At 38.6% G+C, this 23,553-nt stretch carries 17 protein-coding genes; 5 read left to right on the top strand and 12 right to left on the bottom strand.

What is annotated here, in order from left to right; genetic code table 11:
- Positions 1 to 47 precede the first annotated feature (47 nt).
- The 3 genes from U9R83_RS01880 to hmpA form a co-directional block, all read right to left on the bottom strand.
- On the bottom strand, positions 48 to 560 hold the full coding sequence (locus tag U9R83_RS01880; RefSeq protein ID WP_014461858.1) for a type 1 glutamine amidotransferase domain-containing protein: 513 nt from the start codon (positions 558 to 560) through the stop codon (positions 48 to 50).
- A 143-nt stretch (positions 561 to 703) separates the two neighbouring features.
- Complete coding sequence (locus U9R83_RS01875; RefSeq protein WP_014461859.1) at positions 704 to 1,993, bottom strand: lysine N(6)-hydroxylase/L-ornithine N(5)-oxygenase family protein; 1,290 nt, start codon at positions 1,991 to 1,993, stop codon at positions 704 to 706.
- A 72-nt stretch (positions 1,994 to 2,065) separates the two neighbouring features.
- Positions 2,066 to 3,247, bottom strand: a complete 1,182-nt coding sequence (gene hmpA, locus U9R83_RS01870) for an NO-inducible flavohemoprotein (protein WP_014461860.1) — start codon at positions 3,245 to 3,247, stop codon at positions 2,066 to 2,068.
- A 215-nt stretch (positions 3,248 to 3,462) separates the two neighbouring features.
- Between hmpA and U9R83_RS01865 the strand changes: the two genes are divergently transcribed.
- The gene (locus tag U9R83_RS01865) at positions 3,463 to 3,912 is read left to right on the top strand and encodes an Rrf2 family transcriptional regulator (RefSeq protein ID WP_013055121.1); all 450 of its coding nucleotides are present in this window, start codon (positions 3,463 to 3,465) and stop codon (positions 3,910 to 3,912) included.
- 172 nt (positions 3,913 to 4,084) lie between these two features.
- A complete protein-coding gene (locus U9R83_RS01860; RefSeq protein WP_016762840.1) occupies positions 4,085 to 4,216 on the top strand; it encodes a YflJ family protein in 132 nt (43 codons plus the stop codon).
- 48 nt (positions 4,217 to 4,264) lie between these two features.
- Here the strand turns inward: U9R83_RS01860 and U9R83_RS01855 are convergent, their stop codons facing one another.
- Together U9R83_RS01855 and U9R83_RS01850 are read right to left on the bottom strand one after the other, a co-directional pair.
- Entirely contained in the window at positions 4,265 to 5,350 is a 1,086-nt protein-coding gene (locus U9R83_RS01855) for a nitric oxide synthase oxygenase (RefSeq protein WP_014461861.1), read from the bottom strand.
- A 99-nt stretch (positions 5,351 to 5,449) separates the two neighbouring features.
- Positions 5,450 to 6,382, bottom strand: coding sequence for a D-2-hydroxyacid dehydrogenase (locus tag U9R83_RS01850; protein WP_042992360.1), 933 nt, complete (start codon positions 6,380 to 6,382; stop codon positions 5,450 to 5,452).
- A 264-nt stretch (positions 6,383 to 6,646) separates the two neighbouring features.
- Between U9R83_RS01850 and U9R83_RS01845 the strand changes: the two genes are divergently transcribed.
- Positions 6,647 to 8,203, top strand: a complete 1,557-nt coding sequence (locus U9R83_RS01845; protein ID WP_014461863.1) for an ABC-F family ATP-binding cassette domain-containing protein — start codon at positions 6,647 to 6,649, stop codon at positions 8,201 to 8,203.
- A gap of 194 nt (positions 8,204 to 8,397) precedes the next feature.
- Here U9R83_RS01845 and U9R83_RS01840 read toward each other — a convergent pair whose 3' ends face one another.
- Together U9R83_RS01840 and U9R83_RS01835 are read right to left on the bottom strand one after the other, a co-directional pair.
- Positions 8,398 to 9,294, bottom strand: coding sequence for an amidase (locus U9R83_RS01840; RefSeq protein WP_140451858.1), 897 nt, complete (start codon positions 9,292 to 9,294; stop codon positions 8,398 to 8,400).
- Positions 9,295 to 9,457: 163 nt separating this feature from the next.
- Positions 9,458 to 10,795 (bottom strand): ATP-binding protein, encoded by a 1,338-nt coding sequence (locus tag U9R83_RS01835; RefSeq protein ID WP_014461865.1) that lies wholly within the window; start codon positions 10,793 to 10,795, stop codon positions 9,458 to 9,460.
- 347 nt (positions 10,796 to 11,142) lie between these two features.
- Here U9R83_RS01835 and msrA point away from each other — a divergent pair, with 347 nt between their 5' ends.
- Positions 11,143 to 11,658, top strand: a complete 516-nt coding sequence (gene msrA / locus U9R83_RS01830; RefSeq protein WP_115652957.1) for a peptide-methionine (S)-S-oxide reductase MsrA — start codon at positions 11,143 to 11,145, stop codon at positions 11,656 to 11,658.
- Positions 11,659 to 11,707: 49 nt separating this feature from the next.
- Here msrA and U9R83_RS01825 read toward each other — a convergent pair whose 3' ends face one another.
- The gene (locus tag U9R83_RS01825; protein WP_209368176.1) at positions 11,708 to 13,345 is read right to left on the bottom strand and encodes a family 14 glycosylhydrolase; all 1,638 of its coding nucleotides are present in this window, start codon (positions 13,343 to 13,345) and stop codon (positions 11,708 to 11,710) included.
- 104 nt (positions 13,346 to 13,449) lie between these two features.
- Positions 13,450 to 14,604: an endonuclease gene (locus U9R83_RS01820; protein ID WP_140451856.1), complete on the bottom strand. Its 1,155-nt coding sequence runs from the start codon at positions 14,602 to 14,604 to the stop codon at positions 13,450 to 13,452.
- A 287-nt stretch (positions 14,605 to 14,891) separates the two neighbouring features.
- On the opposite strand from U9R83_RS01820, the gene U9R83_RS01815 reads away from it, so the two are divergent.
- Positions 14,892 to 15,368, top strand: coding sequence for a hypothetical protein (locus U9R83_RS01815; protein WP_014461869.1), 477 nt, complete (start codon positions 14,892 to 14,894; stop codon positions 15,366 to 15,368).
- Positions 15,369 to 15,418: 50 nt separating this feature from the next.
- On the opposite strand, the gene essA is transcribed toward U9R83_RS01815, so the two are convergent.
- The 3 genes from essA to essC are packed head-to-tail and all read right to left on the bottom strand — an operon-like array spanning position 15,419 to position 23,542.
- The gene (essA, locus tag U9R83_RS01810) at positions 15,419 to 15,916 is read right to left on the bottom strand and encodes a type VII secretion protein EssA (RefSeq protein ID WP_182421558.1); all 498 of its coding nucleotides are present in this window, start codon (positions 15,914 to 15,916) and stop codon (positions 15,419 to 15,421) included.
- Positions 15,894 to 19,067, bottom strand: a complete 3,174-nt coding sequence (esaA, locus tag U9R83_RS01805; protein ID WP_182421559.1) for a type VII secretion protein EsaA — start codon at positions 19,065 to 19,067, stop codon at positions 15,894 to 15,896. Before esaA ends, essA begins: the two co-directional genes overlap by 23 nt.
- Positions 19,064 to 23,542, bottom strand: a complete 4,479-nt coding sequence (essC, locus tag U9R83_RS01800) for a type VII secretion protein EssC (protein ID WP_182421560.1) — start codon at positions 23,540 to 23,542, stop codon at positions 19,064 to 19,066. Before essC ends, esaA begins: the two co-directional genes overlap by 4 nt.
- Positions 23,543 to 23,553 lie beyond the last annotated feature (11 nt).

The following is a 23,553-nucleotide window of genomic DNA, read 5'->3' as shown; positions in this document are numbered from 1 at the left end:
TCACCCTGTTATCGCCTTTTACAGAAAGTTTTACTAATATTATTTGCTTATTTTAAGACATTTACTGATTCACGTACGAATGCTTCCATATCGTCTGGTGTACGGCTTGTAACTAGTTGATTACCGCATACCACCACTTCTTTGTCATGGAAGTTTGCACCTGCATTTTTCAAATCAATAGCAATTGATTTGAAACCAGTTACGTCACGTCCTTTTAATGTTTCAGCATTGATTAGCAGCTGTGGTCCGTGACAAATAGCCATAACAGGTTTGCCTTCATCCATAAATGATTTTGTGAAAGCTACGACTTGATCGTCCGCACGCAAGATATCTGGTGAGAAACCTCCCGGTAAAAACAATGCGTCAAAATCTTCTGGTTTTACATCCCCAATTGCTTTATCAATTGTTAATGTTGTTTCGCCTTGTTTACCTGTTACTTCACCTGTTTTAACGTCGATTTTTGTTAGCGTATGGCCTTCTTCTTCAAAGGCTTTGGCTGGATCTGTATATTCCACATCTTCAAATAAATCTGTTACTAATACTGCAATTTTCTTACTCATTCTAAGCAACTCCTTAATTGATTTGTGTACTAATGTTCTATAAATAAAATACCCGTACACTATTCTTTTAAACATAGTTTATGAGTAAAAAACTTTTCTACAATAATCAAAAACCATATTGAAGATTTTTATAAAGCAGAAATTCAAAACAAATTAAATGTCTGGAACGTCATCTCTTCTGGAACTGGGTACACATCTCTCCCTGCAATCACGTTCAGAATACGCTGATTGCGCTGAACGGATAAACCAAGATTTGTTGCGCCAGATCCATGTGAATGTTCGATATTAGTTAACGTAAAAAAGTGGTGGTTACGGGGGTGTTTAAAGACAAGCCGGTAATCTTTTGTGACTTTGAAACGCTTGTCATCTTCCCATTCGATATCATCTTTTATTCGTTCGATGAACGGCGAAATCTTTGGCTTATAGCCCGTGGACAATATCAAACGATCTGCTTCGTATTGAAAAGAGCGTTCAGCCTTTAATTGTTTGCACTCCAGCTCATATGCATTTCCTTTTTTATGAATATCACTTACTTCAGTCGAAGCTTGAATCGTAACGGGTACTTTCCCTTTAAGGGAACGATGATAAAGTAAATCATATATTTTCGTTAAGGTAGAAGATTCAATTCCGTGACGTAAAGGATTTAAATCTTCTACCGTACTTGTACGTTCCTCAAAAGGCAGCGAATGAAAGTAATCTACATAATCTGGCGAAAATAACTCTTGAGCAAGCTTGGATTGATCAAGCTGAAAAAAATTCGAGGATCTTGTAAACCATGTAAGGTGGTAATGATGTTCAGTCTGTTCTTCTAGTAAATCAAGAAAAATCTCTGCAGCACTTTGCCCTGAACCAACGATCGTTACATGCTTTCCTTTTTGAATCTCTTCTTTTTTATGTAAATAGCCGCTGCTGTGTAAAATATGCTCACTCAGCTTTTTGTCAAAAGCCGGAGGCACAAGTGGAATGCTTCCTGTTCCCATTACAACGTGTTTAGCATTTACTGTTTGAATTCCCTCAGGTGTTTCTACCTTTACTTCATAATACTCTTCTTCATTTTTCGGTATCACGTCCACAACTTTTGAAGAAAAGTGGCAGGAAGATAGCTGCTCCGCTACCCATTTTGCGTACTCGTTGTATTCTTGACGCGGAATGTCAAAACGATTAAAGAAAAAGAACGGATACAAGCGTTTTTGCTTGTGAATATAATTTAGAAAAGAATAGGGGCTTGTTGGATCCGCAAAGGTAACTAAGTCTGCTAGAAATGGAATCTGCAAGTCCGTGCCGTCAATTAACATGCCCGGATGCCATTCAAATTTCTCTTCTTTATCAAAGAAGACGGCATCAATTTCATCAAGAGGCTCAGCAAGGGCCGCTAAGCCTAAGTTAAAAGGTCCTATTCCTATTCCCACCATGTCATACTGCTTATTTGTCATCTTTAAACTCCCTTTCATAAAAAAAGCTAACAGTATTGTCTACTGTTAGCTTTTTACCCTTTTTCCATACATTTATGCGGAAGGAGTCATACTCATTTTCGGACCAAACGATTCATACATGATATTTTCTTGGGAAATACCCATTTCAGCTAGGCCTTCTAACACCATTTGCGTAAATGAAGAAGATCCACAAACATAATAATATGCATGTTTATCGCCGGCATATTTAGCTAGCTCTTTTTTAGTTAAGCGACCGTACGTTATATGTTCATCCTGCTGAGCTGTTTGCGCTTTACTATAGAAAACATGTTGTTCAAACGTATATCTCTCTGACAACGATTGAAGCTCTCGTTTCATTGCATGAAACTGCTCATTTTTAGCACTGTGAATAAATGTTACTTCTTGATTGTTTTCCAGAGCTTGATGAAGCATTGACATCATTGGAGTAATTCCTACACCTCCACTAATAAACACTGATTTATTATTTTCTTTTAAGACAAAGTCTCCTGCTGGAACGCTGACTTCAAGCAAGTCTCCTTCTTTCAATTGATCATGTAAATAAGTTGACACGACCCCGTCTTCCATTTGCTTTTCTTTTTTTACCGTAATTTTATAGTATGGTTGGTTTGGATAGCCAGATAAGCTGTATTGGCGAATGGATAAATATTCTTGACCAGGAATTCGTACACTCACATATTGACCTGGCAGAAAAGCAGGCAATGCTTTTTGATCAGGTGATACTAAATAAAACGAGTACACGTCTTCTGCTTCTTTTACTTTTTTATGAACCATTAATTTTTTATAATCTTTCCATCCTTTTTCTTCGGCTTCTTCATATAACTCTTGCTCCACACTTATGAATACGTCTGCAATGGCACCGTAAGCTTCTTTCCAAGCTTCCATAATCTCATCGGTAGCAGCTTCTTTTAAAACATCTTTAATTGCCTTTAGTAAGAACTCGCCGACAATTGGATAGTGCTCTGCTTTCACGCCGATACTGCGATGTTTATGGGCGATTTGCTTCACAACTGGAAGCAGCGTTTCAAGCCGATCGATATACTGTGCAGCGGCATAAACTGTATTAGCTAACGCCATTTGCTGACGTCCTGTTTTTTGATTTGTTTGGTTGAATACATTTTTTAAAGAAGGATACTGTTCAAAAAGCATTTCATAAAAACGAGTTGTGATTGCTTGACCATGCTTTTCTAAAACAGGAACTGTACTTTTTACAATAGAAATAGTTGTTTGTTTCATAACTTTCGCCTCCGAAAGATTCATTTTAAAAGATATATTTTTAATACACCTTTATAATACTCATATCCTACTTAAAAAGATATATTTTATATACATATTTAAAGGAATGTTCACAAATTCACCCTGTCAAAAATGTGAGCATTCTTTCTGTATTTCTTAGATATAGACATGCTATTATAGATATATCAGCTGCTGATAAGAGAAGAGGTAAAAAGATGAGGCTCACACAATATACAGATTACTCACTGCGAGTTTTATTATATTTAGGCGTTCGCGATAATAATAAACTAAGCAATATAAAAGAAATTGCTGAAGCGTATAATATTTCAAAAAACCATCTTATGAAAATCATTCACGAGCTTGGAAAACTTGGCTTAATTGAAACAATCCGAGGACGAAACGGCGGTATTCGTTTAGCTCAGCTTCCAAAAGACATTAATATTGGAAAAGTGGTACGTCAAACAGAAGAAGACTTTCATATCGTTGAATGTTTTGACTGTGAAGGAAATTTCTGCATTATTAGCCCCGTCTGTAAGTTAAAAAGTGTCTTACATGAAGCCATGCAAGCCTTCATTAAGGTTTTAGATCAGTATACATTAGAAGATCTAATCCAAAACAAAGACGAATTAAACCTCCTCCTTCTATCCCAAAAAAACGAGGAATGAGTAAACTAAAATTCACCTGAAATCATTCTCGTTTTTTTAACCTTTTCCCTTTCATCATAAAATAAAAGATGTTACAATGAGGCACGTATTGGAAAGACAAGATGTCTCCATTCGAGCAGACAATGAACCTCATTCTGTTCATCCTAAAAAAATGACGAAAGGGTGTTTGAGTATGCACGTAGGAAGCAAAGGTTGGTATGTTGAGGAACTTAAGAAACGAGGAGTTCGCAACCATGAAGGCCGCAAAGTGGAAAAGTACAAAACATATGTACTTGCTAACTTGCTTGATAAACACAAAAATTAATTAACGTGTAATAAGAGAGTACACATGTGTACTCTCTTTTTTGTTCATTTAATAAGCAGCTTCTTGATAAAAATAGTTTGGTGATAATACTTTATTTTTATAAGGCTTATGAAAAATATGTGTAGTAGCTGGCGAAACCGGTGGAATTAACCACGTCCAGTTCCCAGTCACTTCGCGGCCATTTTTTTGCTCTCGTTCTTCAAACAAGTGAAATTGCTGAGCAGCCGTGTGATGGTCTACAATGCTAACGCCTTCTCGTTTAAAAGAAGAAAGCACTGCAACGTTTAATTCCACAAGAGCTTTGTCCTTCCAAAGCGTAGCATTATAATTCATGTTCAATCCCATTATAGAAGCTACTTTTGGAAGTTGATTATAGCGATGCGTGTCCGCTAAATTTCGGGCACCAATTTCAGTCCCCATGTACCATCCATTAAACGGTGCTGCGACGTACTCAATCCCTCCAATTTCTAGCTTCATATCTGAAATCATTGGGACAGCGTACCACTTTAACTGTAAGTCTTCAAATTCAGGAAGTTCTGGATGCGTAATAGCTACTTCCTTCACTAAATGTTTTGGAATCTCAAAATATCGAGGCGACTCTTCATTCACTTGCAGGACAAGAGGAAGAACATCAAAGTGAGTTCTCTCACCTTCCCATCCTAATTTTTGACAAACTTCCGTGAACGCAACAGAATCAGGGTCTCCTATCATACCATATTCCGTCTCGTACCCAGCATAGCGGATTAGCTGATGATTCCATATCCTGACCGGTTCTTTTGCCTTCATTTTTGGTTTAAACACCGTAATAGTAGGACGGATTTTCCCGTCATTTGTTGCATATTCAATATGATGAAAAAGGGCGTCTCTTACCTCTTCAACTGTGCTCGCCTCTCGCTTATCAAATACATTAAGCGATTGCCAAAATAGTCGTCCGATACATTTATTGCTGTTTCTCCAAGCCATACGAGCTCCGTGCTCTAGCTCTTCAAATGTATGATCATAATGTCCGAGTGACATAATTTGCTGATGAATTTCTTTTAATCGCTTGTTTTTATCCGCTTCGCTTTTTTCAAGCTCAGCGTAACACGTCTCTATAAATACACGTGCTTGTTCAAATAATTCTTCTTGCTTCAACGTTTGTTCCCCCCTAGAAGAACAGATTTCATTCTTTTCGTTCAAGAAAAGCAAGTTTCAGTATACCATTCTCATAGCGGAAACGCGCATCATAATGCTTTAATAACCTCTTTCAATATTAACCAAGTTAGAAGGCAATTCACCTTGCTCAACTTTTTGCAGCGTTTCAACAAAACACTCGACGGCTTCTTCAGGCGTAGTGACCGCTGAAATATGAGGTGTTATGATGATATGTGAATGATGCCACCAAGAAGATTCTTTTGTTAACGGCTCACGTTCAAACACATCTATGTATGCTTTTCGAATACGCTTTTGTTCAATAGCTCCTACTAACGCATTTTCATCTACAGTTGCACCTCGTCCAACGTTTATAAAGTATGCATTTTTAACTAAATTCATCCATTTTTGATCAAAGTAGCTTTTTGTTTCACTCGTTAATGGCATGGTGCTAATAATCCAATCCGCTTCTTTTAACAATTCTTTTTCTTTTGAAATGGAGAAGACTTGATCAAATGAGGGCTTTTCATTTCCATTTTTAGATACGCCTATCACTCGTACACCAAAAGATTTTAAAACAGCGGCAAGACGTCCGCCGATTTCACCTGTTCCATAAATTATGACCGTTTGAGTAGAAAGCTGCTGAGGCTCTACCACTTTCCACTGCTTTTGTTTTTGCTGATGCTGAAACTGTGTGTGGTGCTGAAGTTCAGCTAGCATATAGCTAAGACAATATTCACTGATTCGCTGACCGAATGAACAAACCGTACGTGTTAACATCACGCTCTTTTTCCAATTCCCACTTTCTAAGAACCGATCGACTCCTGCGCCGAGAGAATGAATCCATTTAAAGCTATGATCTTCAAAGCAATTCGTTGGACCGAAGGATAAAAGCGCATCAGCCCAGTTTAAATCTTCGATTGTAACGTCTTGCTCTTCCATAAACCGAAACGTCTGTGTGAGCTTCTTTTGATTGATTATCTCCTGCAGCTCTTTATACATTCTTCCTGCCACTAGTATCGTATGAATCTTCATTTCTTGTTCCCCTGCCTTTTTATTCTTCTTTTGCATACTCTATTTAAGTACTTCGGTATAACCGTTCCTTCATCATGACGGATTTTCTACATTGATATATATAGTATGAATGAAGTGAAAGGAAGACGCGAGTGAATTTTATATGACTTTCAGGCCTAGAAAACTCATATGGATTTATGTATATAAGTTCGCTATAATCGTTATGAATCAATTTGTTTATAACGAAACGTACGATAGATATTTTAAAAGAAAAGGTGTGTCAGCATGAGTGTATTAAACGTAAAAAATCTAAGCCACGGTTTTGGTGACCGTGCGATTTTTAACGATGTATCATTTCGATTGTTAAAAGGTGAACACGTCGGCTTAATTGGAGCAAACGGCGAAGGTAAATCAACATTTATGAACATCATTACAGGCAAACTAGAACCGGATGCGGGGAAAGTAGAATGGTCTAAAAAAGTGCGCGTCGGCTATTTAGATCAGCACACAGCATTAGAGCGCGGTCTTTCTATTCGTGATGTACTAAAAAGTGCTTTTCAATACCTATTTGATTTAGAAGCTCAAATGAATGGACTCTATGAGAAAATGGCCGATGTATCACCAGAAGAACTTGAAAAACTTTTAGAAGAAGTCGGTACACTTCAAGACCTCTTAACAAACAATGACTTTTATGTCATCGATGCAAAAGTTGAAGAAATTGCACGCGGATTAGGATTGGAAGATATCGGCTTAGATCGCGATGTACAGGATTTAAGCGGTGGACAGCGTACAAAAGTATTATTAGCCAAACTGTTGCTTGAAAAGCCAGAAATCCTATTACTTGATGAGCCTACAAACTACTTGGATGAACAGCATATTGAGTGGCTGCGACGCTACTTGCAAGAATATGAAAATGCCTTTATTTTAATTTCTCATGACCTTCCGTTTTTAAACAGCGTCATCAATTTGATTTATCATATGGAAAACCAAGAGTTAAATCGCTATGTAGGTGACTACGACGATTTTATGAAAGTATATGAGATGAAAAAACAGCAGCTTGAAGCAGCTTATAAAAAGCAACAGCAAGAAATGGCAGATTTAAAAGATTTCGTAGCGAGAAACAAAGCCCGTGTTTCGACACGAAATATGGCCATGTCCCGTCAAAAAAAGCTCGATAAAATGGAAGTAATTGAACTAGCTCAAGAGCGTCCAAAACCAGAGTTTAACTTTAAGAGTGCTCGTACTTCAAGCAAATTAATTTTTGAAACATCTGATTTAGTCATTGGATACGAAGAGCCGCTTTCTAAGCCATTAAATTTAAAAATGGAGCGAGGTCAAAAGATTGCCCTTGTAGGAGCAAATGGAATTGGGAAAACAACTCTTTTAAAAAGTATTTTAGGAGAAATCAAACCGATTTCAGGCTCTGTAGAAAAAGGAGATTATCAGCATATTGGCTATTTTGAACAAGAAATCAAAACGGCTAATTACAATACGTGTATTGAAGAAGTATGGAATGAGTTTCCTCACTTCACCCAATATGAGATTCGTGCAGCTCTAGCTAAATGCGGATTAACAACAAAACATATTGAAAGTAAAGTAGAAGTTTTAAGCGGTGGAGAAAAAGCAAAAGTTCGCCTATGTAAGCTGATTAACAATGAAACCAACATCCTTGTACTTGATGAGCCTACAAACCACTTGGATGTAGATGCGAAAGATGAATTGAAACGAGCTTTAAAAGAATATAAAGGAAGTATCTTAATTATTTGTCACGAACCTGAATTTTATCAAGACGTTGTCACAGACGTATGGAACTGCGAATCTTGGACGACTAAATTATTTTAAAAAAACGGGTTAAAAGAGGCATATCTTTTAGAAAAAGTGGGAATGATAAGATTAAGTTCCCCCCCTTTGTGTGAGTAGCCATTTTTTAAATGGTTACTTTTTTTATGTATAGTCCTTTAATAAAATGGCTATATTGTATCTATACTCCCTAAACCCAAAAAGGCCGCTGCAGCGATGCAGCGGTTTTTTCGTTGTCATGGCTTCATCTGTAGCCAGCTATCAAAATAATGAACAGCTATACTGCTTGGAGGATTTTCAGCTTGACACTCCGTAAGCAACATACCCAGCTCTTGCATCATCTTTTCTTCTCCTTTAGCAGAAAAAGAAATGTATTCTCCTTCATCTGAAGCCATCGTTTCTACCCCTATTTCAATCGGAGTGGATAGTACACGTCCCCACTTGCGTTCATTTTCTGTTATTTGAGCAATACCGTTTTCTTTACCTGCATGATTTCGGTACGCCATGATTGTGACTTCATCAGCGTACTGAATAACCCAATGCCCCAACGAACCAGAACCCCTGCTATTTTTGAATGGAACTTCGTCAAACCAAAACGGTATATCTACAGCAAGAGGCAAGTGTAACTCATGAGACTGTACAGCAGCTTGAGAAATAACATATTGATACTGCAGAATACTTTTCGCTCGATTATCTTCCCAACTTTTATACAAATAAGGCTCTACATCCAAATGAATCCCTGAAAATTGCTGTTGCTCGTCTGCTGCTGCTTGGTAAGCTGTTATCCAATTAAAAAATGCTTCCTGCTCTTCTATACCAGAAGGTCCTATCCAATAAGGAGCGCCGTCAAGTGCGTAAACACTTATGCCCTTGGCTTGTGCTTGTTGGATAAAATGCCTATATACGGAAGGTGAAAGATGAGTATCAATTTGTAAATAAACGTTTGTCACTTTTTTTTCTTGAAGCTTTTCGAGGATAGCTTCTTGGTTTAGCATCCATTTCTTTGTATCCCACACCCACGTCGACAGCGGTATATTCATCTCTGCATTCACCTTTGATCCACATCCTATTCCTTTCCCCATATTAAACAGCCATACAACCACCAGAAAAATAAGAACGCACTTGCTTTTCAAACTCTTTTTCCTCCTTTATACGAGCCAGAACTCATATAAAGAGAGTCTGACAGCTTGGCACAACTTTATGGTGAATTTCCCCCTTAAATCTGTAGCTTTTAGCAAACTCCTACTTATCAATTTTTTGCAGTTTAATCTCTATATGTTCTATCGGTTGCTTGATTTATTTCTCTATATCTTTCTTATTAAATAAATATGCCTGTTTTGGATGGTTTGGCTGATTTGGATATTTCAACTGTAATTGTCCTTTTCGTAATAGCTTTGTTAAATAATTATTACGTACTCCATCCGGCGTTCTTTCTAGTAAATAAGCAAACTCTTTAAGCATGAGCGGTTTTTCTTTACATAACTCAAGAATAATATGTTCCATCTGATTCGGCGAAAGCCGTTTTTTTTCACGAGCCAGCGCTGCAATATCCCATAGTTTCGTATCAATATTCTCCACATTCACCGAATCGGAAGAATCCTCTTCTCGCTCCTTATTATAGGAGTTCCAACTATTATTAGAGGAGTTTATGTCGTTATTGTATAAGTTTATTTCATTATTATAGTAGTTATCCTCTTTATTATAGGAGTTTATGTCGTTATTATATGACCTTAACTCCTCTATTAAATTTTTATTATAGGAGTCACTGTTTTTATTATAGGAGTCACTTTCGACATCGTTTTCAGGTTTATTTTGATATTTTTCGACACCTTTAAAATTATTTCCCGAATCGGTTATGGACGTATTGTAAGTGTCTTTTTCAGAAGAACTTACCTGTCTTTCTTGAGTGGACAGAGATAACATGACCACTGTACGATGCATAGAAACATCTTGATCAATAGCCGGCGTTTTATAATGATGCAAGCTCCAATTTTGCTTTACTTTTTTCAAACCAGAGCCCGAACGTTCACATAATCCTAGTAAACTGAATAGCTTAACTATATTTGGGTTTCGAAGCTGACTAACGGTATTGCTAAAAACTGAATCTGTAGGTACTAATAAAAGACCTGGATTAGAAAAAACGTAATGAGAAGGTTGCTTTTCTAAAATAACGCCGCCCTCGCCATTATAATCTGCATGAATAAGCATATTAATCAAAACTTCTGTTAAAGAGGAAGCGATTGACGACTGCGGTTCGCTATTGCGAACAATTTCATGAATATGAAAATAAAAATCAAAAATATTTCCTGACCACGTCCCGTCTTGAGAGGTAAAGCGCTCTGTCCATTCTTCGTTTCCTTTACTTTCCCGGTATTCTAAAAAGTATTGTGGTAAAACTTCTGTGATAATCCGTTCTTCACTGAATAAAAGCAGGCCTGCGAGTGTGACTCCTTCTTTATGGGTATCTCTCACCTTTCCCCAAGCTCCTACTTTGTATAAAAACTCCTTTGTTTCAAGCGCATTCCAAGGATGAGCTGGTTTTACTTGAGCAAACCGGTCTCGGTAGCTTTTGATCGTATCAAAATTTAATTCATTTAATCCATAGTGCTCTAGGATGAGATTATCTTGTAACATATTCAACTCTCCTATTATCTTTGTATATTTATTTAACAGCGCGAATATGCTGTTTCTTACCCCTTATTAATAACGTACTAATTTTATTTATCTAGATATCGCATAGATCCTGCTTCTGTCGCCCAATCTTTTCTACATCTATATATACACCTCATCTATTCTATCATTTTTTCTTTCTTCTCTCCTTCATTTTTCAATCTCCAACACAGTCGAGTTTATTGTGTAAAAGCTGTGGATATTTACCTTTATCCACAGCTTTTACACAGACTACAAACCCTTTTCTAGCTGTTTCAATATAAATTTGTTATAATACCCTTCATAACAACGGATTAAGTGAGGGATTACGTATGGAAAAAGCTACATTTGCAGGTGGATGTTTCTGGTGCATGGTTACACCTTTTGAAGAGCTAGAAGGTATTCACGGCATTGTATCAGGATATATGGGGGGAACTGTGGATAACCCTACTTATGAGCAAGTAAAATCTGGAACAAGCGGTTACTACGAAGTGGTTCAAATTACATTTGATCCTGAAGTGTTTCCGTATAAACGTTTATTAGATCTTTATTGGCCACAAATTGATCCAACAGATGACGGAGGTCAATTCCAAGATCGCGGCTCGCAGTATCGAACAGCAATTTTTTACCATAACGATAGCCAAAAGCAGGAAGCTGAAGAGACAAAGCTAGAGGTCGCAAAAAGCGGACGTTTTAAAAAACCAATCGTGACAAGCATCCTTCCTGCCTCTGCGTTTTATGAAGCCGAGGAATATCATCAAGATTTTCATAAGAAAAATCCAGATCACTATAAAGAAGACCGCGCTAAGTCCGGTCGGGATGAATTTATTCAAGCGAATTGGAAATAATTCTTGTGTTCAAAACAAAGCCGCATAGCGTTTGCTATGCGGCTTTGTTTTACCAATTATCTGTATAAGTCGTTGCTGTTGACGGCACGCTCCAATATTGCTGCGAAGGCTGCCATGCTTTTAAAGATCCATCAGCTTTCTTCACAATTGCTTTAAATTGAACACTTTGACTGGCAGGAAAATAAACGGTTCCTCTCCAATCAGCTGTAGATGCGTTATATGTTAATTTAATTGGATATATAGACGTATCCCACTGACCTAGCTCAGCTCTGTCTCCAACGATATAAACCGTTTCTCCAACCGTAGTTGGCGCATTTTTTACTACAACCGTTTGCGCAACTGGTGTAACGCCCAACGTATTTTTAAATTGCCCCATAAGCGTATCATTATTAATTACATCGTAGAAACGAAGCAAAGTAAATCCTGCAAAATTATAATTAAATGCCATTTCAGCTGCTTTTTTATATTGATCTTCACTGCCTATGGTTAAAGCATTTTCCCCGTTTAAAACAATTCCTTTTGCATTCGCAATACCTGCTACTTGGCGTACAAGCGTCTTAGGCATAGAATATTCCGGATAATTCCCGCTGTCCGTCATTTCTAAGCATGTAAAGGTGATATCTAATTTAGCCGTTTTAAACGCGTCCAAAAGCCCGTTATAATCATTGTATCCAGCTGGCTTTTCTGCAGCATGAGGGATCGTCGGATTATTGTACTGCCAATGGATTCCTGCCACTTTTGCACCAATTGGTACGTTAAAAGTGGCATCAAAAGCCTGATGAGCTAATTGTCCAATACGTTTTGTGTGGTCCTCCAAAGCTACTTGGTACCATGATAAGAAATCTTTTCCATAAGCCGTTGAATAACCATCTTTTAAGAACTGATAGCCATCTGATGGCGGTAAAATTTGCGATGTAGATGTTAAATTGGTTCCCCATGCCTGATTAACGCCGGCGAGTGAGCCGTATTTAGTCAAAGCATATGATTGAAACTTGCTTTTAGCAAAGTTCGTATACACCTGAAATTTCCCTCTAGAGGGATACCCTGTGCCGTCTGCTGCTGTATAAGACGGATAACGAATTTCACCTGCAGGGCCTCCTGATAAATAGATTTTAGCAATCACGTCTTTATAAGGTGCTAACGCTTGCGCAAATGCCGTGTAGAGCTCACCATATTGCTTAGAAATAACATCTGTTGCAAGCGGGCTTAGCGTTTCTTTATTTATCGTGCCCGTTTCAGATTTAAAGTACAGGCTGTCATCACTTTTTAAATTCCATACCCACGATGGAAGCGGAACGTTACAATCATCTCCTACATTACCGCCGCACTGATGAGTAGAAATGATTGGAACAATCTTTATACCTGCATTACGAGCAGCTTGAGCAAAGCGCTGCGCATAGGAAAAATCGAACTTCTGATCGCCGTTTTTCTCCATATCTCCCCACCAGAAGTCTACTGTCACTGCATAAAATCCATTTTGTTTCGCTTTGCGTAAATCGTTCTCAAAAGCTTCCCATGTTGTATAGTCTGTTACCTTTTTTAAAGGCGCCATTAAATAGGTTTTGTAACCTGGATTCATTGATTTTCCATCTACGGCAGCCGCTCCGTTAAGTGGATTCAAAATGAAAGCGTTAACAAAAATGAGCATCAAAACGAAAGCCAATCCTTTTTTACATAGCTGTTTCATATCTTCCCTCCATTTTTTCAAAATCACCTATAGGTATTCGGCAGATTTTGATTTTTTCCTTTTTCTTTTATAAAAAAAGACGCCCTGCCAGGACGCCTCCTTCATTAGTTCCAAATCTCATTCACCCATTCAGGATGGTCAATAAACGGATTGCGATTATGCTGATAATCTGAATAAATAATGTCATTTCTGCGTCGTTCTCGATCATCTACTGGATCTTGGGCGTTCCATTGAAGAAGCACAGATAATTTCCCGTGATAAGGAGCAGTGCCATTATTCACTGTGTTATTAAGTTCTAAGTCAGGCTCATCACTTACATCGCCTTCATAGCGCACGGCCATATAAAACAACATACGAGCCACGTCGCCTTTTACTTCATCTCGAGGTTCCCACGAATCACTGTCAAAATAATTTCCGAGTGCTTCGCTATGTTCCGTCCCTCCGTTATCAAAATCTAAGTTTCCTCTCGTACTGTTTACAGACACATCGGTTGGACGTAAATGATGAAGATCTGTTCCAGGTCCCATGGCTGTTCCAAAATCCCCGTGAGACTTTGCCCAGACGTGCTCACGATTCCAATCGTCCACTCCGCCTCCATTTGTACTCTTAGCCTGTGAACGCCCCGTGTAGAGCAAAATAACGTTATTTGCGTTAGCTGGATCTTCATCCGTTTTCTTTAAAGCTTCCCATACCGCTGAATACGACAGTTCTGTATGATGGTCAATAATGTTATGAAGCTCTGTCTTTAAGGTATTTCCTGTTTTTCCAGCTGCAGTACGATAATAGTCTTCTACTGGAACGGTTGGCTCTGTGGGATCTGGAGTCGGATCAGTTCCTCCTGTTTCTGTACTGATAGAAGTAACTGATTTTATTCCTGGGTGTGAAAAATAAGGAGTAAGTGTGCCCGTAACAGTAAGACTTTTCCCTTTTAACTCCGAGTGACTTTGAAGTCCAAATGTACTTCGCAAATTTGAAGGAATTTGAACGTACACCATCTTGTCTGTATTGGTTTCATTTGCACTGTCAGCAAGAGCAAGTGCATAATCGTTTGGGTAATTGCTCGTAATAACTGTAGATGTGCCTGTAGGTTGACCTACTACATATCCTTTAACCGTTTGTACACTGTTGTTTTGATTCTCAAGAGCTTGTGCAACAGATAAAAACGCGGCTGCTTGACTAACAGGAGTTAAGCTCACTAAAAGAACAAAAATAAGCAGAGACATTGCCCATGTTTTTTTACACAGAGCGTATAATTTCACTTTTTTATTCCTCCTTATGATAGGTTTGAAAACTAGTTTTCTTCCACCTCTTTATATTATTTTTTCAATGTGAATTCCCTGCCTATTTTTTGTTAAGTTTTATAGTGAAAAAGATGTATTCTTCTTTACAGTGACAGCCACTTTATGCGAAGGGTTATATTTTCAAAAGTCCACATTGGAAAAAGCATTATGTGTCTTTCTTTATATATGGTATAATCAACCGAATCGTAAAAGAGCTTATACCATTTCAGAAAATGAAATGATTTAAATAGAAATGAGGATTGTCTATGCTTAGTTTTGACGAAAAATTAGCTATTATTTCATCGTTTCCAGAGCTGCATCGAAAAGATGTATCTTTAGGACGCGTGAATTTTCACTATGAAGAGAGCGTGTACGATAAAACGGTTGTTGTGCATCATCTGCACCCTAACGGAAATGGATTTGTATATGCAGGGTTTTTAAAAGGATATGAAACAAATGACAAAGGTCTTGTAAATATCCGTGATTATACAGCAGAAGAGCTTCGCTCAATTATTGAGGCTTCTATTGAATCTTTGTCTACCCTTCCTGATACAGCTAGAGAAGAAGCTATTGTAGGGAATGGAAATGAACAGCGCTGGAACGGCCCAGACAATGCAACGCTTTTACTTGTTCATGAAGATGACCTGTGGAATGTTTATTCTGGCTTGAATTTAGAGGCAGCATTTCTATCTTACGAAGAAGCAGAAGATTATTTGTTTGAAGAAGGCTTCCGCCGCCTGTAAATTTACGTCTATACGAAAAAACCTCGCTGTTGATTAACAGCGAGGTTTTTTCATTTTTTTACAGAAGGCTGAGGGCTAATGCGCGGTATTAAAACCGCAAATAATACAACAACCCCCACACCAATCAATAATAAATAAAACCATTGTAGGTCTGATGACTTTTCAGAAGCCGTTTGTTCTGTTCGATCTTTCTTGTAGGAAGTGTTTTTAGAAGAAAACAAGTTATATTCTTTTGCTTTCGCAGAAATCGTATTATCTTCAGCTGATGCGTTCACGAAAAGATTTTCTTTTAAACTCTCTTTCTCTACATCTTCCTCTTTTTCAAATGTAAGATCCTTTATTTCCTCCGGAATATTTCCTACTTCTTTTTTATCTTCTAGCAAAGATTCGGGGTCTAAGTTAATGGGATCATCTTTATATACATTTGGTTTAATCTCTTCAACGTTTCCGTCATCAGCTTCAGCCGCTGCTGCTACAGGGAAACAAAGAAGTGAAAAAATAAGAACAATACTTCCAATCTTCTTATTAAGCACTATAGGTTTCATCATTTTCAACCTCTTTAGTCGTCTTTAACGCACGAATAATAGATGGCAGAACACTTAAAACGGCAGTCATCCCCAGTAATACAATAAGCGCCTGTCCAAATAGAGACTGCGTATCATATTGAATTGACATATATACTTTAGATACTGGATCTTTGTAATTAAAGTTTGGCATAGATAAGTTAAGAAGCGGGGTAATATAAAATAAAATCAACCCTACTGTCGTCACCCATCCAGCGAAGCTTCCTAATAAGAAAGCAACACGTACGAGTGTAGATGAAGCAAGCAATAAGACGATCGTAAAGATTGACCATTCCATTGCCCGGTCTCCCGATAACGAATAAATATTAAGGCTAAAGATACTTACCATTAACCCTACAATCAAATTCAATAACCCAAACAGCGTACCTTTTACAAGCATAGGTGCATGTCGGTAGTATTGACTGAAGTAGCCAATTAGTAAGCTGCTGATTAAGATAATAACCAAAATGACAACCGGAGGAACCTCTTTTACTTTTTCAGCCGGCACTTCACCGCTTACTTGAAGAGGATTTGCTAAATAATGATAAACGTAATCATTATTCTGTCCATCTACTAATGTATTATTTAACAAGCGGTATACCTGGCCTCGTACCAACTTCGTTGAATCCACGTTTTGGGCCCACTTGCTGTTAAGCGTGTCAGCCTTATCCTGAACTTCATTTACACGCTTCTGCAATTCATCTGTGTACGTGACAACATTAGCTTGTCTTTCACCTAAAGATGAAATGAGTTCGTTCATTCCCTTTAACTCTTGACCCATGCTTTGCTGCAGCGTCATTAAGCCTGTTACGTCCGGAGCTTCTTTCTTTTCTAATGCTTGATCTTCACCTGCGCTAGATTGAAGCTCTTGATTCATTGCATTTGCTTTTTCTTGAATAGCTGATAGCTCTTCCATAATCGATGCTTGTTCAGCATCAACTGTTTGTCCATATTGGTCAGCAAAATCTTGCACTGAACTTTGGAACTGTGCTAACTCTTCTTTTGTTAGTGACAGGTTTTGTTGGATTTGCTTACGCGCGTCTTGAGAAGAGACGGTGCCAGCTAACGCCTGCTGCAAACTTCCTTTAATAGAGTCGTTGTTAAGGACGCTGTTCTGTATGTCCGTATTTCCTACTTGAGCTAAAGTCAAATCATACTGCGATAAATCACCGTAGTACTTTAGCAGATCTTCTGCACTGCTGCTTTTAATCTTACCTGAGAATGTATTGCTCAGCTTTTCCTTGCGAGAAGCTGAAAGGTTTGGAGAAGATAAGATTTTATCTTCTTTGTTTTTAATCATCGTGATGAGATTATCTACATCCACACTGCCTTTAGAAGGCTTTTTGCCGTCTTCTTTCAACTTTTCATTCTCTTTTTTTAATCGTTCATTTTCTTCTTGAAGCTTAGCAATTTGACTGCTCGACGACTTGGTTGCTTCTTCTAAGTCTTTCTCTGCTTTATTTTTCTGTGCTGTTAAAGACTTAACGTCGGCTTCCAAACTGGCAATTTTCTGCTTCAGCGCATCCGTATTTTCTCCTGAAGTTTCAGGCTGAACGGTTACATTTTGCAGCTCATCTTTGACTGCCTGTACCTGTGTTTTCAGATTAGCCACTTTTTCAAGCGCACTTTTCACAGCATTGGATGTGCCTGATGTATCAGGTGTATCCGGTGTTTCAGGCGTTTCCGTGCCCTCAGGTGTCTCAGGTGCTTCAGGCGCTTGGGGTGTTTCACTCGTCATGCCTTGAAGCTGCTTTTCTAAATCATCAAGCCCTTTTGATATATCATCAAGCTTTGCTGTTTGCTGAGATAAATCCACTTGAATTGGTTCTGACGTTCCTTCGCCTTGACCGGAATCTGGCTGAGTTCCATCATCTTCTCCAGGATCCGTCGGCGTCTCTCCACCTTGATTAGGATCTGGCTGAGTTCCGTCACCTTCTCCAGGGTCCGTTGGCGTCTCTCCGTCTTGATTAGGATCTGGCTGAGTTCCATCACTTTCCCCTGGATCCGTTGAGCCCCCGCCGCCATCATTTGATGAAGCTGTCTCTAGCTGCGCACGAAGCGGCTTTAACTTACTTTCAATTTGGTTTAGGGTTGTTTGCTCAGACTGCTGTTTGTATGAACTGATGATTTGGCCGTTCAAATCTTGCAGAGCTTTTTCTTGTTCACTGACGTTATCTGCTTGTTGATCTCCAAGTTCTCCAACGGCTTTTTGATTTTCATCCAGCTGCTGTTGAATGGAAGACAAACCACTAAATACTTGATTGGCCTGCTCATTAAAATTTTGCTTAGAGCTTGGCTGATTAGATTCAAGGGAAGACAACCCTTGTTGAATCGCAGCGACGCTTTGAGCCTGCGTTTTTTCAAGCATTTGTTTCTGTGTTTCTTGATATGTTTGATATTGATTTACATATTCAATAAAGTTATTTAAATTCTTTTCAACCTGTTCTACGTCGCCTTGTCTGTCGCTAGAACCTTTTTCTGCTTTATTTACATTATCTTGGATTTGCTGAAGAATTTTCTTTTGATCATTTAATTCACCTGCTAAATCTTTTGAATTCGGTTTATAAAAAGCGACCATTGTTTTTTGAAAGGCGATTTCTTTATTTAGAATTTTATCGAACTGTCCGCGTACCTTATCCACTTCCTGTGATACATAACTCCAGTACAAAGAGGACATTTCATTATTAACCTTTGTAGTAGCATCTTCTAATTCCCCTACTACTTTTTCCTTATTAACTGCGTTAAGCTGGCTTTGAACTTTGTATTCCAAAGTAGCTTTTTCTGGCTTTTTTTCCTGATACGATAAAATATTTTGTGAGAAAGTCGAGGGAATATAGATAACCGCATCATATTTCCCATTCTGTAAACCGCTTGTAGCCGCGCTTCGTCCAAGCACGGTCCATTGATAATCCGACCCCTCCTGTAAAAGAGGAGTCACTTTTTCTCCAAATTCTATCGCTTTTTCACTGTTTTCTTTTACTCCATTATCTTCGTTAACAACCGCAATCGTTCTTGTTGAGTTTTCTGTGACTTGCAGCGGGTTGTCTCCAATATACTGAAAAAAGAAAGAAGGAAGAGCCAAGATTAAAACAACAGCTAATATGACTTTAAGTGTATACTTACGCTGTTCGGTCATGTTAAGATCTTCCTTTCACTTACACATAGCGGGATTTGAATTCTTGTTTCTTTTCCACTTTTAATATAATAACCGAAGCCAGGGTTAACGTCGGCTTCTTTTCGGTCATAAGGAAGTGTAAATAAGCTTTGCTCTGTTTTCTTCATCAACAACACAGCTTGGCCAATTTGCTTCACTTCTGTTGTTAACGCGTCAAATCCTTTTGAAAACTCATTGTTGTTCCCTGCAACAATCAAGTTAAAGCCGAGGTGGCTATAATTTTTCATCAATTTTGTAATGCGATCCTGCAAGACACTGTCTAAGTTTTGCTGGAATCGCACAAATCCGTCTACTACAAGCATGATCGGGGCGAATGAAAGGCCGTGTACGGTTCCTTCCTGCACTGCTTCCAAATACTTATTTTCACGTCGCTGCAATCGTTCTTCGGTTAGGTCAAGCCAGTCGACGATCTGTTCTTTTGTTTCCATGTAAACAACTTGCTCTTCAGCTGCATAGCTTGATAAACCACGGTCAACCGAATCAAATAATCCGATTTGCTTCACGCCTTGTTCAAGCGCTGTTTGCAGTATGACTTTCACTACATTTGTCTTTCCTTTTTGCGTCTGCCCCATGACGATACAATGCTTATTTTTCATAAAGTTCATATGCACCGGTCGAACAAACTCTTCATCTAATCCAAGAGGAATAACTCCTTTTTCGCGAATAACTCTTCTGTCTGTCATAAACTCAGCAAGTACAAGTTTCGATGACAGCATTGGCACCGGCTCCGGAAGAATAGCACCAGCATATTGATTCTTTAATCGTTGAATGTGCAGCTTAACTGCATCAAAAATTTCAAAATCATCTTTTCCTTCCGCAGGTAAAAACAGCTGTACAAAATAAGGTTGATCCGTTTTGATAATAGCCCGGCCTGGAATAGACTCTAGCGCATACGGCGTACGTCCTAAAATAGAATACGCTTCTGAATGATCCATTAAGTAATGAACCACCTTCGTTTTCAAGTTATTCATAAGTGACTGACGAATAGAATTCACGCGCGTCGCGGTAAAGATCATATAAATTCCTAAAGACTGGCCGTCACGCACAAGCTGTGTGAACTGCATTTCTAGATCTTGCATTTCTTCTTTGACAAGATCAAAATTATCAATCGTGATAAAAATTAGAGGAAGCTCTTCTGAACTTAGAGCATTATACATTTTAATATTGCTAACTTCATGCTGTTGAAATAACTGCTTTCGCCTTGCGATTTCTTGTTTGATAATGGTCATGAATTTTTCAATTTTACGCATTTGATCCATTAAGAAATAATCCGCCGTATGAGGCAGCTGACGAAGCGGCAGCAGCGTACCGTTCCCAAAGTCAAAAATGTAATAATGAAGCTGCTCTGGGCTCTGTCTTTCAGCTAGACTAAGAAGCAACATCATGACTGTAAACGATTTACCGTATCCTGACGAACCAAATATACCAATGTTTCCATCGTCCATCAGCTGATAGTTATATACCGTTTGACTTTGCTTTTCAGGTTCATCAATTAAGCCAATTGGGAATACGCCGTCTCGCTTCTCTTTGTACTCACTGCGAAGCAATCTCTCTTTAAGAGGCGGCAGCCATGGACTATTTAATTTTTTGATACCTAATTCCTGCTGCGTTTGTTCGATTTTTTGCACCACAACATCAATTTCTGCTTCCGCTTGTTTGGATGACGTCTGCTGAGTAGATACATCAGATAAAGGAATCAACCCGAGATCTGTTACAATGGCTACTTCATCTTCAGCCCCATACGTATCTTCCATGTACGGCGCGCCGCTCCAGGCTGACTGAAACAGTTCATACACTTCATTATTTCCAACCTGCAGATAGCCTCGACCCGTCACCGTAATAGAAGCAGCATCCGCATTTTTTAAGATTTCTTTACTATCAGCGGCATCTTGGACTTTTAACGCTACTTTAAAGCGGGCATTACTCCAAATTTGATCGTCAATAACACCGCCTGGCTTTTGTGTTGCTAAAATTAAATGAACGCCTAGACTACGTCCAATTCGCGCCGCGCTGACTAATTCGCGAATGAACTCTGGTTCTTCACTTTTTAACTCAGCAAATTCATCCGAGATTAAGAATAAGTGAGGCAGAGGTTCTTCTGCCATACCTTGCTTATATAAATCTGTATAATCATTAACATGATTGACTTCATATCTATCAAACAAGCGTTGGCGTCGCTTTAATTCACTTTTAATAGAAGCTAAGGCTCTTGTACTAAAATTCTTACTTCCTTCAATATTTGTAATGGTTCCAAGCAGGTGAGGCATGTTCTTAAACGGCTGAGCCATTCCTCCGCCCTTATAGTCAATCAATAAAAATGCGACTTCATGGGGGTGGAAATTCACCGCTAGAGAAAGAATGTACGTTTGTAAAAATTCACTTTTCCCTGACCCCGTCGTACCTGCAAGCAATCCATGAGGGCCGTGAGCTTTTTCGTGAAGATTTAGTTCAACAATATCTTCTTTTCCTTTTAAACCAATGGGAACTGCTAGCGACTTAGCTGATTCATTGCTCTGCCACCTTTGTACGATATCCAATTCACCAATTTCTCTTGCTTTAAATAATTCTAAGAATGAAACGCTATTTGGAATTGAGTTGGTCATACCAACTTGGTGATCCAATGTCCGCAGCATCCTTGCAAATCTTTCATTATAATCAAGCGTGTGTTTATCAAGCTGAAATGGAATATTCACAGCTTTTTGCTTTTGAATTAATATATCCCCCTCGGATTCGTTAATATAACGAACGAGTGTGTGAACATGCTCCGTTAAGCTTTCCTTTGTCTCTGCCGCAAATATTGCAGAGAACCCAAGGTGAGGGTGATATCCTTCTAAATACTCTAAGATAACATGATCTGCAATTAACTGCTGATTCGTAATAATAAAAACAAAGTGAGGCAGGAAAACCCCTTCTCCTTTTGCTTCATCTAAATCGCGTTCTCTCAGCATTTCATAAATAGAAGATAGAAGCTGATCTCTCGTTTTTTCATTATAGATGAAACCTTTCGCAAAAGAATGCGGAAGCTGAAAATGAGGAAGCCATTTCATCCATTCCCACTCTTTATATTCTTCTTCATCAAAAATGAATACGAACCTTACGTCATGATAACTGTGGGAAAATGCCAGCTGCCCTACAAGCTGATGCAGTTCATTCTTCACCGTTTTCATCTTTCCTACCAGACCGATAGAGCCTAAACCTAAATGAGCGGTAACAGGGGCATTTTTGACTTCTCGATAGACCTTCTCCATGTGCTGAGACTGCTCAAGCAAATCATCAATTTCTCGATTAGCCATATCTCCGCTATTTAGCGAAATTTGGTAGCTTCCAGGAACTGTTCCTGTCCCAAGACGCACCTGTAAGAAATCACTGCTTTCTACAGTTCGTTCCCAAATTCGATCAGAAATCTGTTCTGTTAAATATTTCATTCGTTCAAACGTCGGAAAATGATAAGATAATACATCTCGTTGAACTGATACTAGTTCTTGTAATTCCTCGCGCTTGTTTTCTAGATACTTTGTATAGATTCGACGACGACGCTCCTGCCGCTTCTTGCGCTGTTTTTTATCTTTGAAATATTGAACAGTAGATACAATCAGCGTGGTCGTAAACATCATGACAGATATAATAATAAAAATTCCCCTGGGCTGAATAATCGATACCGTACCCATGACTAAAAGCATGACTAATGGGGGTAAAATGGTAAGCCATAAGCTTCGGTTATTTTCATCATTATCTTGAGACGGAAAGGACAAGCTCACCTTATCATTAGGCAAATCATATATCATGCGCGGTGTCCGTCTATAAACCGGGTACTTCTTTTTCATTTCAGAAATAGGTTGCGCCGTAGCCGGAAGCTTAGATGCATAATCATAGTAGCTTTGAATCTTCAGCAAATCTTTTTCGATCAATTGAATCGTCATAGAAGACCATAAAATAAGATCTCCGGGCTGAAGGTTCTTATTCTCTTCTATTCGGTGTCCATTAAGATAAAGCGGTTCTTGGTTATAAAAGACCTTCCACTTCCCGTTTATCTTTGATAAGTAAAATCCTTTTTTTGGCTCTACTACACACTTTTCTTTCTGCTGATACACATCAGCTGCTTCATCACTTGTGGAAAACGAGACTTCTGATCCGTAATCAATATAATAGACAGCTTCTTTAACAGCCGTCTCTGTAAGGGCAAAGGTTAAAGCCTGTCCTTGTTCTCGCCATACAAACGACTCAGAAACAGATAGCTCTGCTATCCTTTCTTCTCCGTAGGAAATCAAGAGCCGGCCGTTCTTTTCAGATGACAGCGTCATTTGCCCTTTCTCGAACGGATAGGAAAAAGTAAACGTTTGATGCTGAGTGTTTCCAACCGTTGCTTGGCGAAAGGTTTTAAAATCTATAGGCAGCTGCTGATACGTTTGCCCACTAACTATCCAAAGCATATTCATACAACTACCTC

Source organism: Priestia sp. LL-8, from assembly GCF_036227845.1.
In the GTDB taxonomy this organism is placed as follows: Bacteria; Bacillota; Bacilli; order Bacillales; family Bacillaceae_H; genus Priestia; species Priestia zanthoxyli.
This window is presented reverse-complemented; position numbering and strand designations above follow the sequence as displayed.

Coding starts and splice junctions, on each gene's coding strand:
- U9R83_RS01880 (WP_014461858.1), bottom strand. CDS start 560: ATGAGTAAGAAAATTGCAGTATTAGTAACAGATTTATTTGAAGATGTG.
- U9R83_RS01875 (WP_014461859.1), bottom strand. CDS start 1,993: ATGACAAATAAGCAGTATGACATGGTGGGAATAGGAATAGGACCTTTT.
- hmpA (WP_014461860.1), bottom strand. CDS start 3,247: ATGAAACAAACAACTATTTCTATTGTAAAAAGTACAGTTCCTGTTTTA.
- U9R83_RS01865 (WP_013055121.1), top strand. CDS start 3,463: ATGAGGCTCACACAATATACAGATTACTCACTGCGAGTTTTATTATAT.
- U9R83_RS01860 (WP_016762840.1), top strand. CDS start 4,085: ATGCACGTAGGAAGCAAAGGTTGGTATGTTGAGGAACTTAAGAAACGA.
- U9R83_RS01850 (WP_042992360.1), bottom strand. CDS start 6,382: ATGAAGATTCATACGATACTAGTGGCAGGAAGAATGTATAAAGAGCTG.
- U9R83_RS01845 (WP_014461863.1), top strand. CDS start 6,647: ATGAGTGTATTAAACGTAAAAAATCTAAGCCACGGTTTTGGTGACCGT.
- U9R83_RS01835 (WP_014461865.1), bottom strand. CDS start 10,795: ATGTTACAAGATAATCTCATCCTAGAGCACTATGGATTAAATGAATTA.
- msrA (WP_115652957.1), top strand. CDS start 11,143: ATGGAAAAAGCTACATTTGCAGGTGGATGTTTCTGGTGCATGGTTACA.
- U9R83_RS01825 (WP_209368176.1), bottom strand. CDS start 13,345: ATGAAACAGCTATGTAAAAAAGGATTGGCTTTCGTTTTGATGCTCATT.
- U9R83_RS01815 (WP_014461869.1), top strand. CDS start 14,892: ATGCTTAGTTTTGACGAAAAATTAGCTATTATTTCATCGTTTCCAGAG.
- essA (WP_182421558.1), bottom strand. CDS start 15,916: ATGATGAAACCTATAGTGCTTAATAAGAAGATTGGAAGTATTGTTCTT.
- esaA (WP_182421559.1), bottom strand. CDS start 19,067: ATGACCGAACAGCGTAAGTATACACTTAAAGTCATATTAGCTGTTGTT.
- essC (WP_182421560.1), bottom strand. CDS start 23,542: ATGAATATGCTTTGGATAGTTAGTGGGCAAACGTATCAGCAGCTGCCT.